At 30.8% G+C, this 16,572-nt stretch carries 17 protein-coding genes; 13 read left to right on the forward strand and 4 right to left on the reverse strand.

The window, feature by feature from the left end; genetic code table 11:
• Nucleotides 1–40: 40 nt before the first annotated feature.
• Nucleotides 41–1,192 carry a radical SAM/CxCxxxxC motif protein YfkAB gene (yfkAB, locus tag C7J89_RS06100; protein ID WP_106884397.1) on the reverse strand — a complete coding sequence of 384 codons (1,152 nt, stop codon included), beginning with the start codon at nucleotides 1,190–1,192 and terminating at the stop codon, nucleotides 41–43.
• Nucleotides 1,193–1,440: 248 nt separating this feature from the next.
• On the opposite strand from yfkAB, the gene C7J89_RS06105 reads away from it, so the two are divergent.
• From C7J89_RS06105 to C7J89_RS06135, 7 genes are all read left to right on the forward strand, one after another.
• Nucleotides 1,441–1,605 (forward strand): SE1561 family protein, encoded by a 165-nt coding sequence (locus C7J89_RS06105; protein WP_103295998.1) that lies wholly within the window; start codon nucleotides 1,441–1,443, stop codon nucleotides 1,603–1,605.
• A gap of 85 nt (nucleotides 1,606–1,690) precedes the next feature.
• On the forward strand, nucleotides 1,691–2,206 hold the full coding sequence (locus C7J89_RS06110; protein ID WP_103295999.1) for a type 1 glutamine amidotransferase domain-containing protein: 516 nt from the start codon (nucleotides 1,691–1,693) through the stop codon (nucleotides 2,204–2,206).
• A gap of 270 nt (nucleotides 2,207–2,476) precedes the next feature.
• On the forward strand, nucleotides 2,477–3,289 hold the full coding sequence (sgtB, locus tag C7J89_RS06115; protein ID WP_103296000.1) for a monofunctional peptidoglycan glycosyltransferase SgtB: 813 nt from the start codon (nucleotides 2,477–2,479) through the stop codon (nucleotides 3,287–3,289).
• Between the two features lie 189 nt (nucleotides 3,290–3,478).
• Nucleotides 3,479–4,297: a recombination regulator RecX gene (recX, locus tag C7J89_RS06120; protein ID WP_061855646.1), complete on the forward strand. Its 819-nt coding sequence runs from the start codon at nucleotides 3,479–3,481 to the stop codon at nucleotides 4,295–4,297.
• The gene (locus C7J89_RS06125; RefSeq protein WP_061855647.1) at nucleotides 4,275–4,589 is read left to right on the forward strand and encodes a YfhH family protein; all 315 of its coding nucleotides are present in this window, start codon (nucleotides 4,275–4,277) and stop codon (nucleotides 4,587–4,589) included. Before recX ends, C7J89_RS06125 begins: the two co-directional genes overlap by 23 nt.
• A 15-nt stretch (nucleotides 4,590–4,604) precedes the next feature.
• Nucleotides 4,605–6,137: an ATP-binding cassette domain-containing protein gene (locus C7J89_RS06130; RefSeq protein WP_103296001.1), complete on the forward strand. Its 1,533-nt coding sequence runs from the start codon at nucleotides 4,605–4,607 to the stop codon at nucleotides 6,135–6,137.
• A 9-nt stretch (nucleotides 6,138–6,146) separates the two neighbouring features.
• Complete coding sequence (locus C7J89_RS06135) at nucleotides 6,147–6,983, forward strand: sugar ABC transporter permease (RefSeq protein WP_106884398.1); 837 nt, start codon at nucleotides 6,147–6,149, stop codon at nucleotides 6,981–6,983.
• A 46-nt stretch (nucleotides 6,984–7,029) separates the two neighbouring features.
• Here the strand turns inward: C7J89_RS06135 and C7J89_RS06140 are convergent, their stop codons facing one another.
• Complete coding sequence (locus tag C7J89_RS06140; RefSeq protein WP_061855650.1) at nucleotides 7,030–8,007, reverse strand: metal-dependent hydrolase; 978 nt, start codon at nucleotides 8,005–8,007, stop codon at nucleotides 7,030–7,032.
• A 131-nt stretch (nucleotides 8,008–8,138) separates the two neighbouring features.
• Here C7J89_RS06140 and mutY point away from each other — a divergent pair, with 131 nt between their 5' ends.
• The 3 genes from mutY (at nucleotide 8,139) to C7J89_RS06155 (ending at nucleotide 11,737) form a co-directional block, all read left to right on the forward strand.
• A complete protein-coding gene (gene mutY, locus C7J89_RS06145; RefSeq protein WP_103296003.1) occupies nucleotides 8,139–9,182 on the forward strand; it encodes an A/G-specific adenine glycosylase in 1,044 nt (347 codons plus the stop codon).
• A 70-nt stretch (nucleotides 9,183–9,252) separates the two neighbouring features.
• Entirely contained in the window at nucleotides 9,253–9,795 is a 543-nt protein-coding gene (ntdP, locus tag C7J89_RS06150; protein WP_048793226.1) for a nucleoside tri-diphosphate phosphatase, read from the forward strand.
• A 205-nt stretch (nucleotides 9,796–10,000) separates the two neighbouring features.
• On the forward strand, nucleotides 10,001–11,737 hold the full coding sequence (locus C7J89_RS06155; protein WP_061855652.1) for an ABC transporter ATP-binding protein: 1,737 nt from the start codon (nucleotides 10,001–10,003) through the stop codon (nucleotides 11,735–11,737).
• Nucleotides 11,738–11,778: 41 nt separating this feature from the next.
• Here C7J89_RS06155 and C7J89_RS06160 read toward each other — a convergent pair whose 3' ends face one another.
• A complete protein-coding gene (locus tag C7J89_RS06160; protein ID WP_061855653.1) occupies nucleotides 11,779–12,873 on the reverse strand; it encodes an FUSC family protein in 1,095 nt (364 codons plus the stop codon).
• A 77-nt stretch (nucleotides 12,874–12,950) separates the two neighbouring features.
• Nucleotides 12,951–14,240: a glutamate-1-semialdehyde 2,1-aminomutase gene (locus tag C7J89_RS06165; protein ID WP_103296004.1), complete on the reverse strand. Its 1,290-nt coding sequence runs from the start codon at nucleotides 14,238–14,240 to the stop codon at nucleotides 12,951–12,953.
• 80 nt (nucleotides 14,241–14,320) lie between these two features.
• Between C7J89_RS06165 and bcp the strand changes: the two genes are divergently transcribed.
• The 3 genes from bcp to perR all read left to right on the forward strand — a co-directional run bounded on the left by bcp (nucleotide 14,321) and on the right by perR (nucleotide 16,281).
• Entirely contained in the window at nucleotides 14,321–14,776 is a 456-nt protein-coding gene (bcp, locus tag C7J89_RS06170) for a thioredoxin-dependent thiol peroxidase (RefSeq protein WP_103296005.1), read from the forward strand.
• A 6-nt stretch (nucleotides 14,777–14,782) separates the two neighbouring features.
• Nucleotides 14,783–15,730: a phosphoglycerate dehydrogenase gene (locus C7J89_RS06175; protein ID WP_103296006.1), complete on the forward strand. Its 948-nt coding sequence runs from the start codon at nucleotides 14,783–14,785 to the stop codon at nucleotides 15,728–15,730.
• A 95-nt stretch (nucleotides 15,731–15,825) separates the two neighbouring features.
• On the forward strand, nucleotides 15,826–16,281 hold the full coding sequence (gene perR, locus C7J89_RS06180; RefSeq protein WP_061855657.1) for a peroxide-responsive transcriptional repressor PerR: 456 nt from the start codon (nucleotides 15,826–15,828) through the stop codon (nucleotides 16,279–16,281).
• Nucleotides 16,282–16,572: the final 291 nt, after the last annotated feature.

Raw genomic sequence — 16,572 nt, forward strand, 5'->3', positions numbered from 1 at the left:
AATTAAAAAAGCTGAGACTTTAAAAATCTCAGCTTTTTTTTTATTTCATTTGGTATATTTGGTGCATCATTTTTTCTTTTTCTTTAAAGTCAGTATTTGGATAATACATATTTTTAACTAAAACATTTGGACCTAAACAATTAAACTCAGAACAATGACAGTTTAGCGATTGAGCTAATGATGAATCTATCCATTGATCAAAAACATCTGGCAATTTATCATTTCTAATATTTGAAATTGTGCCATTTTCATCTCCAAAGTCAGTTACGATTACGTTACCCGTGAAGACATTAACGTTAAGTCTATTACGACCATCTGGGTCATTACGTGTTGTGACATTTTTAGTATTTCTTAAGCGTTGAAGTAAAGCTTGATCATCTTCATCATTTAAACAAGGATAAATAGGTAATGTTCCAAATAACATCCACACATCTTCGTCTCGAATATCAAGTAAATGATTGATGGCTTGTTTCATTTCTTTTAAAGATAAGACATTAAGTTGACTGGCAAAATCTGCAGGATACATTGGATGTATTTCATGACGACTACAATGCATATCTTTAACAACTTCGTTATGTATTTTATCTAAATGTGGTAACGTACTTTGGTTTAACATCGTTTCAGCTGAAACAAACATGCCTTGTTTTGATAAAGTTGAGGCATTATCTAACATTTGGTCATATAATTTTAGTTTGGCTTTAAGAGGCGGTTGTTTTGTCATAGCGCCAAAGCCGACGTCCGTAAACTCATCTATAGTTCCCCAATTATGTGAAATATGCATAACATCTATATATTCTGCTATATCTAAATAACGATCTTGCGGTAATGTTAAGTTTGAATTCATTTGAACATATATGCCACGGTCGTATGCGTATTTTAATAATGGTTTTACTACTTGCTTAATTGATTTTTTTGAGAACATTGGTTCTCCACCAGTAATAGATAAAGTTTTTAAATTAGGTATTTCATCTAACCTACGATAAATTAAATCCATTGGTAATGGTTCGGGGTCTTGAGTTTGAAGTGTGTAACCAACAGGACAGTGACTACAACGCATATTACATAAATTTGTAGTCGTAAATTCAATATTACTTAATGTTAATTGATTATGTATATTAATATCATTATATGGTTCCCAAGGGTCGTTAGAAATATCAATAGGTTGTTTTTTATTGATTGAGTAAATAGACATTTAAATCCTTCTTTCTTTATATCTAATAGGTAAACATAGCAGAAATATTACACTTTTCATTTAAAATAAAGTGTTGTTTATTTATATGAAAAATGGGCATAAAATAATGTACATTTGTAAAATACGTAATTTCATGCACTTTAGAGTTAATCAACAGTAAAACATACTCTTAATATTATTAAGAGTATATCTTTATTTGTCAAACACATGTTAGTATATATTTATTAGTGAAAAAGGAGCAATTAAACATGGATGAAAATCAAACAATTGATCAAATTAAAGCAAGACTTGAAAAATTTATGGAAGATATCGACCACGTTAATCCTAATGAAGTTAAGGTTGAAGATATTGATGAGTGGATTGGTTTATTAGATCAACTTGAAGAAAAAGTAAAATCAGTATCAAAGTCATAATTCAAAGAAACCACGATAATACGTTTAAAACTTTTTCTACTTGGTAATAATATAAATATCATACGAAAGAGAAAGGTGATTATTAATGGCAAAAAAAATAGCTGTTCTTTTAACAGATGAATTTGAAGATATAGAATATACAAGCCCTAAAGAGGCAATTGAAGAATCAGGTAATGAAGTAGTAGTTATTGGCGACACTGCAAATAGCGAAGTTGTTGGCAAACATGGTGAAAAAGTTACTGTAGACGTAAGCATTGCAGACGCTAAACCTGAAGATTATGATGGATTATTGCTTCCTGGTGGATTTTCACCTGACCACCTAAGAGGTGACGAAGAAGGAAGATATGGTACATTCGCTAAATATTTCACTAAAAATGATGTACCTACCTTTGCAATTTGCCATGGACCTCAAATTTTAATTGATACAGATGATTTAAAAGGTCGTACGTTAACAGCAGTGTTAAATGTACGTAAAGATTTATCAAACGCTGGTGCACAAGTCGTTGACGAATCAGTAGTAGTTGATAAAAATATCGTAACAAGCCGTACACCTGATGATTTAGATGACTTTAATAAAGCTATTGTTGATCAACTTAAATAAGTTTTGAAATATTTCAAAATGACATTTTTTAATAAGTAAGCAATCGGAATTTATAAATTTCGATTGCTTTTTTGTATGACTAAATGACTTTACTGGTAATTGTATTTTTACCAATTATTACTTTATATCATGTTAAATAATGCTTACTACTTTTATAGTCAGGTATATTTATACACCCTTGGACTGATTTTTTAAAATTAGTATAGCTAAAGATGTAAAGTATTGGTAAACTCACTTATAATAGAGTGAGATGAACAAAGGAGACCGTGCATGAAAAGAAGCGAACGGAATAAAACTAGTATGAAGCGTTCAAAACAACCAGTTTCAAATACGCCATACCATAACACTTATTACGAACCAGTAAATAAAAAGAAGAAAAAGAAAAAAAGCAATAGTTTATTTTTAACATTAACATTCACAATATTAATCATTATAGGTATTTTTATAGGTATTATGTACGCGCTATCTTTAAATTCTAACGTTGATGATTTAAAATCCATTAAAGATAAAGATAGTTACGTTTCAGTAACGGATATGCCCAATTATACAAGAGGCGCATTTATAGCGTTAGAAGATGAAAGGTTTTATAAACATAAAGGATTTGATCTTAAAGGTACTTCAAGGGCTTTATTTTCTACGTTAAGTGATCGTAGCATCCAAGGTGGTAGTACAATTACGCAACAAGTCGTTAAAAACTACTATTTTGATAATGAGCGAAGTATTACTAGAAAGTTTAAAGAACTATTTATTGCACATCGTGTAGAACAAACTTATGACAAAGACCAAATATTAAGTTTCTATGTAAATAATATTTTTTATGGTAATAATGAATACACTGTAGAAAGTGCTGCAAATCATTACTTTGGTACGACTACAGATATTCATAATCAAAATTTACCTAAAATAACAGTGTTACAAAGTGCAATGTTAGCAAGTAAAATTAATGCACCAAGTGTATATGATATAAATGATATGTCCGATAACTTTAAAAATAGAGTGAAAGTTACTTTAGAAAAAATGAAACAGCAGGACTATATTTCAAATAATCAATATCAAGAAGCGATACAACAACTAGGTGTTTAATAAAAATATATGAGTTAAGTGTTACTGAAGAGGTTTTACAACTTTTTAGTAACACTTTTTTATTTTGCGAGTGAGCTTATCTTTTTAATGTTTATAGCTAGCAAAGTACTTATGTTAATAAATCTTTTATAGTACAATTATTCTAAATCACTACAATTTAAGGTATGCTAATATAGTGGAGTGAAATCAATGCCAAAGATTACTAAAATAGAAGTTCAGAAAAAAAATAAAGAACGATTTAATTTGTATTTAGATGAACAATTTGAAATGGGCATAGATATAGATACTTTTGTTCATTTTAATTTAAAAAAAGATCAAGTATTAGAACCATCTGATATGGAACAAATTCAAACGTATGAGCAATACCGTCAAGCATTAAATAAAACGATTCAATATATTTCATACCGAAAGCGTACTGAACAAGAAATCGTTACTTATCTACAAGATAATGAATTCGCCGAAGCGGTCATTGCCGATGTAATTAACTATTGCTACAAAGAGAAGTTAATTGACCATGTTGATTATGCAGAAAGCCTAAAAAATACTATGATACAAACTACGGATAAAGGCCCAGAAGTATACAAACAAAAACTATATCAATTAGGTATAGAACAAGATATTATAGAAAGTTATACAGAAAAATTTAAACAACAACAGCCAATTGAACAAATTATTAAAACAGCTCAAAAAATATTGCGTCAGAAAAAAGGTCCAATTATTAAACAACAAGATAAATTAAAACAATCAATGTTACAAAAAGGGTATGGCTTCGATGTCATAAACGAAGTTATGAAGAGTATGGATTTCTCACAATCTGAAGTTGAATTAGACCAATTATTGCAAGCAGATTTAGAAAAAGTTTATAATAAAAATCGACGTAAATATGATGGTCGTACTGTTGTAATGAAAACCATCGAAGCACTTATGAGAAAAGGCTACAACTATGATAAAATTAAAAACAAATTAGAAGAGAGTGGAATTTCAGATGGAACAGAAGAAATTGAGTGAAATGAGCGAACAAGAGTTACGCCATGAAATTCAAATATATAAAGAAAAAATGAGAAAAGCTGAGATGAATGGCATATTAAATGAATATGATGTTTATCAAAGTAAAGTAATCGTGGCCGAAAGTTATATTGTAGATCGTTCGAAAATTGAGATGGGTAAAATTTACAAATTAGCGGATGGCACAGATGATTATTTTAAAGTGGAAAGATTGAAAGGGATTTTTGCATGGGGATTCCGTGTAAATAGCTCACAACCAGAAGAAGGTTTACCTGTAGCATTATTAAAATTGTAGAAGGATGACGATAGTATGGGCAGTGCAATTATTTTAAAGTTACTTAACGTAACGCATTACTATAGAAATAAACAAAATAAAAAATGGTATTTGCCCTTTAATTACGGTGCAGATGATATAGAACTGAACAATGTTAGTCTTCATATATATCAAGGTGAAGCATTAGGTATTATTGGTGAGTCACAGTCATCTAAAGCCTTAGTAGGAAGGATACTTAGTGGAGAAGTAAAACCAGATAAAGGTAAACGTACAAGTAAGACAGACATATTTTATGCAGATGTTTCTGATAAAGAACTTATTCAAGAAGACGTGGAAAGTTTTATTCAGCATCGTATTACTATGTTTCATAATAAAGATGCGAATGTAACAGCTTCAAATATTATTGAACAGTCGCAATTGAAGGAAAAAGAACAAACTTCAGTTGCAGATTTATCAGCAGAAGAATATGCCCAATTACTATTTACATTATCACGATTCTGTAAAGCTAATATATTAATTTATAATCAAATCTTAAATCATCTAAGTGATGAATTTTTTAATAAAGCCATTGATTTAGCAGACGAATACATAAACAATAATCAAACTATAGTGATGATTGATGATGATATTAGTAAGATAGAACAAGCAAGTAATTATATTGCGTGGATTTCACATGGCCAATTAAGAAAAGAAGGTTCGATTAATCAAGTACTTCCTTTATTTAAAGACCATGAAAAAGATAGAAATTCATTAGAAACTGTCGAACAACAAGAAAATTTTGATGTCGATTGGAAAAAGAGTCGTTCGAAAATACCGGAGTTAACATATAACTTTAAACGAATAGAAAGATATAAACATGCTAAAGCACCTGCTATAATAGGACGTTTTTGGACGTTATTAATAACGCTTATTCTCGGCGCAATAATAATGGCTTTATTTATGTTTAATGATTTAGGTAAGTTGCAAATTGCTCAAAATGTTGACCAGGCGAACATTCAAAATAAACAAACAAATCCATACGAAGATAAATTAGCTTATGGTATTGTGTTAAACGATAAAATTCAATTAGATGGTCTTAAGCATAAAGAGCATTTAAACTTAAAGCAATATTCATTTGTGACAATTACTGGTGAAAATAATAGTAATTATTGCATTGTAGTTGATGGTAAGGAATATAAAACTGCTAAAAGTAATGTGCGTTATTTTGATTCAGCAGGTCTATTTGAAAAGCATAGTGGTAAAAAATTAGCCCCATATATGCAACATAATTATATAAATTATTATGAATACTTTAATAGTAATTTACACAAAAAACACGATAAAGTAACAGATCAATTAGTACCTGAAACGGGTAAAGATAACCGTTTTGTTGTTCCGATTACGTCACAACCGATTTTGATGATATTTAATGACAGTAATGAATTAACAGGATTTGTTTACCCTATGAAAAATCAAGATAAGTTGAAAAAAGAATTTGATATAAGTGGTAATTTTTGGATAGCTAAATCAGGTGATGGATATTACATGGCTGATTTTAAAAATAATAAATGGATTTATATAGAATTGTAGGTGTGAAGAATGATAGATAATTTAATTTACTTAGTTAAAAATTTCCCGAAATTAATTCAACATTCATTTGCACATTTGAAATCGCTGTGGAAATGGCTAGTAGCTCCAATCATTGCCAGTTTGATATTACTCGTTATTATGGTTGTGGTGTTTCATTTTAATAAAACCCCGGACTTAGTTCAAGCAAGATGGTATATTAGATTGGTGTCATTAATTTCATTTGGCTTTTTATTTACAGGTATTTATATAATATTTCAACGTTACTATGCCAGTTATTATACTAGTAAGATGTTCAATACACCTGCATTAATTGATGCTTCTTGTATTGCATTTAGTTACGCTGTAGCCTTATTTATAATATTACTCATCTGTATATTTAGTACACCTGTTAATATAGTAAGTTCTATATTTGCTACACTTTATTACGTTGTTATGTTAGGTATATTAATGGTTTTAATTGGTAAACTGTTAGGATTGATGACAATACTTACGCTAAAAGTGAGAAATATTTTTATCGTGCTAACGGTAATCGTGTTGTTATTATTACCTATAATTTATATTCCATCGTCAGAAACATCTATTCTTACACATTTATTAATGTTAAATCCTGTATTTTACGTAGTTCAAGGATTATCTCAATCAGTCGTATTTGGCGCACTGAGTTTGAATAATATTCCATATCATCTATATTTCTTCTGTATTTTAGGTATTATAGGCGTAATCCTTTTTGCATTAAAAAGAAAAGTTGTTTATGCAAAATATAATGTAGCTACTCCTGCGAATGAAGAACATAAAGATATTGATAAAGAAAATGCACAACAAAATACTCAACTACCAGAACAGTAAAATAAAGCCACTTTAGTCATCTAACTAAAGTGGCTTTATTGCGTATTTATTTAGCAAATAATTTCTTTTGCAGCTTCTCTTCACTAAACACCCAACCGATATATGAGTGGTCAATGATCATTTCTTTATCTAAATGAACTATAGCCACAAATGAGTAGTGACCATTTTTTAAATAACGTAAATCAATTAATCTAATTTCCATTGAACCGTCATCAAGTTTTTGTGCCTTCCATCTATAGATAGAAGAGAAGTTTAAAAATGTTTTGATATTTTTATCATTTTCAACATAATGCATTAATTCATCACTTGGGAAAGAATGATGTTCAGCTTTATCACTAAACACTACATTTCTGCCGTAGCTTCTGCCCACATAATCATGGTTTTCAGTTTGTATAGCCACACGCCATTCCATAAACTTCATCGTCGGAGCAACAAAAATTTTAACTGGCTTATGAGATTGCTTAATTTGTCTCAATGCAGTTTCTTTAATAATTTTTTGCATCTTAAACCTAATAATATAATATATAAATAATATTACGAAGATAGGGAAGAATACGACATATGGATGTAAGCCGAAGATCCATAAGACAATACCGACACACCATAGAATAAAAATGATAGGGTCAAATGTGTTGATAACACTAAGTTGAATCCATTTATTTGTAATAGGCCTTAGTGCCTGTGTACCATATGAATTAAAAATATCTACAAAAACATGTAAAAATACGGCTAATTGCGCCCACATCCAAATATGGGTAGCATCTAAATGTTTAAAGAAAGTAAATACAATTAAAGTTATTAATAATGGCCATAATATTGTAAAAGGTATTGAATGAGTTATACCTCTATGATTTGATATATAAGTGGCATTATCTTTTAATTTAAAAACAGTATCACTATCTGGTATTAATGAACCCACAACTAACGTTGAAGCTGTAGCAACAAAAGACGCTGACATAGCTGGGTCTTGTGTTGCAAGTGCGGTTAAACCTATGCCCATAACGATATGTGTTCCTGTATCCATAAAAGTCACTCATTTCGTGTCTGATTTAATTTTATTATATACTATTGTTAATGTTTACCACTATTAAAAATAACAGATTTATAGAATTATCGAAAATCTAACGATTAGAATAAAGAAAGTGTTGTGTATGAATGTACAATATAGAGAATTTTAAAGACAACTTATTACGTTGGTTTGATGCCGAACAACGTGAAATGCCTTGGAGAGAAACGAAAAATCCATATTATATTTGGTTAAGTGAAATTATGTTACAACAAACTCAAGTTGCAACTGTGGTAGATTACTATCTAAGATTTATTGAACGTTTTCCTACAATTAAATCTTTAAATAATGCACAAGAAGATGAAGTGTTAAAGCTATGGGAAGGATTAGGCTATTATAGTAGGGCACGTAATTTTCATACTGCCATTAAAGATGTTTATCAAAATCACAATAGTACAGTTCCTAGCGAACCTGAGCAATTTGGTAACTTAAAAGGCGTTGGGCCATATACCAAAGCAGCAGTTATGAGCATTGCATTTAATAAACCATTAGCAACTGTAGACGGTAATGTATTTAGAGTATGGTCGCGGTTAAATAACGACGACAGAGATACTAAACTACAATCAACTAGAAAAGCATTTGAACAAGAATTGCAGCCGTACGTTGAAACCCGGGCTGGCGATTTTAATCAGGCAATGATGGAACTTGGGGCAATGGTATGTACGCCGAAAGCGCCTTTATGTCTATTTTGTCCTGTACAGGATAATTGTGAAGCATTTGAACAAGGGACGGTAAATGATTTACCAGTTAAAACTACAAAGGTATCGAAAAAAATAATCAAACAACATGTCTATATTATTAAAAATAATGAAAATGAATATCTTATTGAACAACGCACGGCGAAGTTATTAAATAATATGTGGGAGTTCCCTATGTATGAAGCTACACAGAAAGACAATATTAATACTGAACTGGCTATGAACATGACATTCTCAGATAAGCCTATTTATAAATTAAAGCACCAATTTACCCATTTACAATGGGATATCGAAGTTTATATGGCCGATGAAGTAATTGATAAACAACAAGTTGAACTGCCTGAGCGTATGCAATGGATTCATTTTGACGATAAAGAACAATACAATTTTCCAGTTAGTATGACTAAGATTTATAAATTTTTAAAAGAACATTGATAAATTCGGAGTTACGCAAAGACTTATGTTATAATCAGAAATGTGAAATTAAGATAAGGTGGTGTGGAGCATGGTTAAAGAGTCCATACCTAAAGAAGGTCAGACGATAAAAATACAAAGTTATAAACACGACGGTAATATACACCGTGTTTGGTCTGAAACTACTATATTAAAAGGTACGGATCATGTGATAATTGGTGGCAATGATCATACTTTAGTTACAGAAAGTGATGGTCGCACTTGGATTACTCGTGAACCAGCAATTGTCTATTTTCATTCGGAATTTTGGTTTAACGTAATTTGCATGTTTAGAGAAGATGGCGTTTATTATTATTGCAATCTATCTTCACCTTTTGTCTGCGACGAAGAAGCGCTAAAATATATCGATTATGATTTAGATATTAAAGTTTACCCAAATGGCAAATATCATTTATTAGATGAAGATGAATATGAGCAACATATGAATCAAATGAATTATTCATCTGATATCGATAAGATTTTACGTCGAAACGTCGATATCTTACAACAGTGGATTGAGCAAAAAAAAGGACCTTTTGCTCCAGATTTTATAAAGGTTTGGCGTGAACGTTATAAGAAAGTAAGAAATTATTAAGCATAATTAATGTATTAAATCTTAATATCCTTTATAGTGTTTTATGGGTTTATTAATTTTACAAAACAAAATTTGATATAATCTTTTTGTTATTTAAAATTTACAAAGCTAAACTTATAACACTATAAATTTAGAATCAGCCTAGTTGAGTTTTCAACTGAGGCTTTTTCATTTGTTACGTAATTATAAAGGGGGAGAATGTCACATGATTCGCAGATATTTAACTTTTGTGAAACCATATAAATGGCGAATCATTGCTACCATTTTAATAGGTATTTTAAAATTTGGTATTCCAATGTTGATACCATTACTTATTAAATATGTGATTGACTATGTTATTAATAACTCTTCAATCACGAATGATGAGAAATTCATGCGTTTAGGAATAGCAATGGGCATAGCGATATTTATCTTTGTCATTGTTAGACCACCAATTGAATATTTAAGACAATATTTAGCGCAATGGACAAGTAATAAAATATTATATGATATTAGAAAGCAATTATATAATCACCTACAAGCATTAAGTGCGCGTTTTTATGCTAACAACCAAGTAGGTCAAGTTATTTCAAGAGTTATTAATGATGTCGAACAAACGAAAGACTTTATTTTAACAGGCTTGATGAATATATGGTTAGATTGCGTAACCATCATTATTGCACTATCAATTATGTTTGTATTGGACTTTAAATTAACACTTGCAGCAGTATTTATTTTCCCTTTCTATATATTAACTGTATATTTCTTCTTTGGACGTTTGAGAAAATTGACTCGCAAAAGATCTCAAGCTTTAGCAGAAGTTCAAGGCTTTTTACATGAACGTGTACAAGGTATGTCCGTGATAAAAAGTTTTGCAATAGAAGATAATGAAGCGGAAAACTTCGATAAACGTAATAAGCATTTCTTAAATAGAGCATTTAAACATACGAGATGGAATGCTAATTCATTTGCAGCAATAAATACTGTGACAGATATCGGACCACTTATTGTTATAGGTGTAGGTGCCTATTTAGCCATTACTGGTTCAATTACTGTAGGTACTTTAGCAGCTTTCGTTGGTTATTTAGAACAACTATTTGGACCATTAAGAAGATTAGTTTCTTCATTTACAACTTTAACGCAAAGTTTTGCATCAATGGATCGTGTATTCCAATTGATGGATGAAGACTATGATATTAAAAATAAAAAAGGCGCACAGCCAATAGAGATTAAACGCGGTAATATAAGTTTAAATAATGTTAGTTTCAAATATAATTCTGATGAAGAGAAAGTATTGAAGGATATTAATTTAGATATAAATCAAGGACAAACTGTTGCATTTGTAGGTATGAGTGGGGGAGGTAAATCCACACTTATTAACTTAATTCCTCGTTTTTACGATGCAACGGAAGGTTCTATTGATATAGATGGAACAAACATTAAACATTACTTAACAGGAAGTTTGAGAAATCAAATTGGCTTAGTACAACAAGATAACATTTTATTCTCAGATACTATCAAAGAAAATATATTACTCGGCAGACCTAATGCAACTGATGAAGAAGTAATAGAAGCGGCTAAAATGGCAAATGCCCATGATTTTATTATGAATTTATCTGAAGGTTACGATACAGAAGTTGGTGAACGTGGTGTTAAATTATCGGGTGGTCAAAAACAACGTGTTTCTATTGCTCGAATATTCCTAAATAATCCACCAATAATTATCTTAGACGAAGCTACTAGTGCACTTGATTTAGAAAGTGAAGCAATTATACAAGATGCATTGAATGTATTAAGTGAAAATAGAACTACATTAATTGTAGCGCATAGACTTTCTACTATTACACATGCTGATAAGATAGTCGTAATGCAAAATGGTGAAATTGTGGAAACAGGCACGCATAAAGAATTAATCGCTAAACGTGGTGCTTATGAACACCTTTATAAAATTCAAGATCTATAGAAAAAAGACTTCGATTTATTATAAATCGAAGTCTTTTTTGTTTATAAGTCGAAATCTTCTTCTAACAATTCAATTTTATTGTCGTCCTGATGATATGAAAAGAAACTAATACGTAGTCTATCTAAATGACGTAAAGTATAACGATATTCTTCAATTGCTGAAATGATTTGCATGATGTTGGCATAAGAATATTCTGTTTGGTAAGGATTTTGAATTAATTCTTTTTGGAAAGCATCCATTAAGTCTTTCTTTTGTGGATTATCTACTGAAGTATCTTCAAAATCAACATCATACTTAGCTTTCTTAGATAAACTAATGAATATTTGTTCATGAAATGCTGTTAATGAATCGATATCTAATTTAATTTGTAATAATAATTCATTATTTAAACTGTGTAAGTCATGTTGGTAACGATTCATACGTTTTAATACCGCATAAGCTTGGCGTGTGACGCGTACAATTTCCTTGAACAATATCTTTTTACGATTTTGAGCGTGAAGTTGCTTTTTAGTTAAAGGTCGTTCTTCTTCGTAATACTCAAATATTTGTTCAAGTTTTAATACACGTTTGCTTATTAAACCTCTATCTTCTTTTATTTGATGATATTCAGAGGTGTCATTTAATACTAATTTAAACCACATAAATATATCAGTCGAAATATTTAGTGCATTATAATATAACTTTGACTCAAATTTCGGTGGTAAAAATATTAAGTTAACGATGGAGGAACTAAGTACCCCAATCATCACTAGTATAAATCTAAAAAATGCAGATACATAAAAGTTACCAGTATGTTGTCCCATAATTATTAATGCAGTTACACTCGCCAACGTAGCCACATGGGCTAAATTAAATCTAAATAAAATAGCTATTAACAATATAACGGTAACACCCATAATGACAAAATGATTACCAAAAGCTGTAACCATTAAGACTGCCAAAACAGCACCAATTATATTCCCATTAGCTCTGTCAGCAATTGTTTTTATCGATCTATAAACGCTAGGTTGCATAGCAACAACAGCACTGACAGCAGCAATGGCTTTCAAGCCTGCCTCTTTAGGTAAAAGAGAAGCGATAGCCAAAGCAAGTATAACTGCTATACCTGTTTTTATAACACGAGCTCCTAGCTTCAAAAGTACCGCTCCTTCGGGATTATATTTAAATAAATCTATTATTATTGTTATACAATGATTAACAACAAAATTCAAGTTTATTTCATTTGGCTAAATGCATAATCGGCAGCTTCTAAAGTATCGTCAATATCTTGTTCAGTATGTTCGGTTGTTAAAAACCATGCCTCAAATTTAGAAGGGGCTAGGTTAATCCCTTGATGTAGCATTAATTTAAAGAATTTCGCAAAGGCTTCGCCATCTGAATTCTCTGCTTGATCATAATGCGTTACTTTTTCGTTAGTGAAATATAACGTTAGTGCACCATAAACTCTATTTATCGTAGCAGTAATATTATGTTTTTCAATTAATTTTAATAAACCATCCTCTAAGCGTTTACCTAAATTATCAAGTTGTTTATAAACACCATCTTGTTCTAATACTTCTAATAATGCAATGCCTGCTTTCATAGAAAGTGGGTTACCGGCCATTGTACCCGCTTGATATGCTGGACCAAGAGGGGCAACATGTTCCATAATATCTTGTCTGCCACCATATCCACCAATTGGTAAACCACCACCAACAATTTTTCCGAAAGCTGTTAAATCTGGATAAACTTTATATAAATCTTGAGCAGCACCGTAATGGAAGCGGAAAGCTGTGATAACTTCATCATAGATTACTAATGTACCATTATCATGAGAAATTTCGTTAATACCTTCTAAGAAACCGGGTTGTGGTTCAACCATACCGAAATTACCTACAATTGGTTCGACTAAAACACAAGCGATTTGGTCTCCCCAATAATCAATTGCTTCTTTATATGCATCCAAGTCATTGTAAGGTACTGTGATAACTTCTTGTGCAACACTTTCAGGGACACCAGCTGAATCAGGAGAACCTAATTGAGATGGGCCACTTCCTGCTGCAACAAGTACTAAATCAGAATGGCCATGGTATTGACCAGAAAATTTAATGATTTTATTTCTTTTAGTATAGGCACGTGCAACACGAATAGTAGTCATTACTGCTTCTGTACCTGAGTTAACGAAACGAATTTTTTCTAATGATGGAATTGCGTCGCGTAATTTTTTAGCGAAGTCAATTTCTAATCGTGTAGGTGTACCGTATAATACACCTTTAGCTGCTTGCTCTTGTATTGCTTTAGTAATGTGTGGATGAGCTTGACCAGTAATGATTGGGCCATAAGCTTGAAGGTAATCTATATATTTATTGCCATCTTCATCGAATAGATAAGCGCCTTTACCTTCTTTCATCATAACAGGGGCACCACCGCCAACTGCTTTATAAGAACGGGAAGGTGAATTAACACCACCCAAAATATATTCATCAGAGAATTTTTGAAGTCTTTCGCTTTCTGTGAATTTCATGTATATCAACCTCTTTTAATTTAATATTTTCAACTATTATCGTATCATAAAACTAACTATTAAAAGAAATAGGTGAGACGATGTTACAAAAAGGACAACAATTTCCAGATTTTGAATTAGAAAATCAAGATGGAACTACAATCTCAAAGAAAGATTTAGCGGGCAAAAAAGCAATATTATATTTTTATCCTCGTGATAACACGCCGACTTGTACTACAGAAGCTTGTGATTTTAGAGATAATATAGAAGCATTTAATGATTTAGATGTACAAGTATTTGGTATAAGTGGAGATTCTAAAAAGAAACATCAAAACTTTAAAGCAAAACATAACTTGAATTTTGATTTACTAGTAGATGATGAATTTGAACTTTCTAAAGCTACTGGCGTTTATCAATTGAAGAAATCATTTGGAAAAGAATCAATGGGTATTGTTAGAACTACTTTTGTTATTGATGAAAAAGGCGAAATTATAGATGTGATCGAGAAAGTTAAAGTTAAAACACAGATGGAAGAATTGAAAAGCATACTGGGGTGAATTTATATGAAGGCAGTAAGCTTAATAAGATTAGGTGATAAAGAAGAAAGATTACAAGAAGCTTTACCTAATGTTGAATTTGTATTTACTAGCGGTATGGATGAAATTAATGAACAAGACAAAAAGGACTTGGACATATTATTTGGCGTTGATAAATTAACGGAAGCATTTTTAGATGAGTGTCCAAACTTAAAATGGATAGCTTGGTATGCCACAGGGGTAGACAAATTACCTCTAGCGTATTTACAACAAAGAAATATTATATTAACAAATAATAGAGATGCACATGTCATACAAATGTCTGAATTTATAATCGGCTATATATTAGCAGACTATAAAAATATGCGTACTTCATATAGAAACCAAGTCAATAGACATTATGATAGTAGATTAATAAGCAAAAATTTAAATGGACAAAATATTTTATTTTTAGGAACAGGTAGTATAGCGCAAAGAACTGCGCAACTAGCTAAAGCGTTTGGTGTCAAAGTTATAGGTATAAATACAACAGGTAAAGAAGTTGAATACTTCGATGAAACATATAACATAGAAGAACTTCATAACATAGTTGGTTTGGCAGATATCGTTATTAATACGTTGCCACAAACACCAAGTACTGTTCACCTATTAACAAAACGCCATTTTCAATTAATGAAAGATATCGCATTATTTATAAATGTTGGGCGTGGTTCCATAGTTGAAAATGATGTAATCATTGATGTGTTGAAAAATAATATTATAAGACATGCGTATTTAGATGTATTTGAAAACGAACCCTTAACTGAAGATAGTGCTTTCTATGATTTAGACAATATCTCTATAACAGCTCACATATCAGGCAACAATACTGAATTTAGTGATGTAGTAACGGATACATTTATTAAAAATTTGAAAGCGTTTCTCAATAAGGATGATGTAATTGAGAATAAAATTGATACAAGTAAGGGCTATTAACCATTATTAGTCTAATAATATTGACATTTTACTCTTGTAACAGTTATATTAGTATTAAGTAATAATAATTATTATATAGAAAGATGGTGAGGGAAATGAGTGCAGAAATGGAAAGCATTGAACATCAACTTGAAGATTCAATTGCTTCATTAAGAACAGCTGGTATAAGAATAACTCCACAGCGACAAGCTATTTTAAAATTCTTGATAGCTGCAGAGTCACATCCAACAGCTGACGAAATATATCAAGCACTGTCACCAGATTTTCCTAATATAAGTGTTGCTACAATTTATAATAATTTACGTGTTTTTAAAGATAAAGGTATTGTAAAAGAATTAACTTATGGAGATTCATCAAGTAGATTCGATTTTAATACACACAACCACTATCATGTGATTTGTGAAAACTGCGGTAAGATTGTTGACTTCCATTACCCACAATTGGATGAAGTAGAACAACTAGCTCAGCACGTAACTGAATTTAATGTATCACACCACCGTATGGAAATTTATGGTGTCTGTAAAGAATGTCAAGACAAAGGATACGAATAAGATTTGAAGAGAGGAGCATTTTCCTCTCTTTTTTTTTATATTAATGGAAAAATTAAGGTAAAAACGATAATATTATTACACAAAAATTACTTTTAATACATTTAAACGACAATAGGTTAACGATTAAGTAATTATAAACTAAATTTATTCTTTATTTTTATTGACGTTGTTTTAGAAACTTGATACTATATAAAAGTCGTCAAAACAAGCACCGAATAATGACTCAAATTTTCAAAAAAGAAAATGCTTGTTAGTGTAAATTTGGTACTTGTGTAACAGGCGAAAGCAATA

Source organism: Staphylococcus kloosii (assembly GCF_003019255.1).
GTDB lineage: Bacteria > Bacillota > Bacilli > Staphylococcales > Staphylococcaceae > Staphylococcus > Staphylococcus kloosii.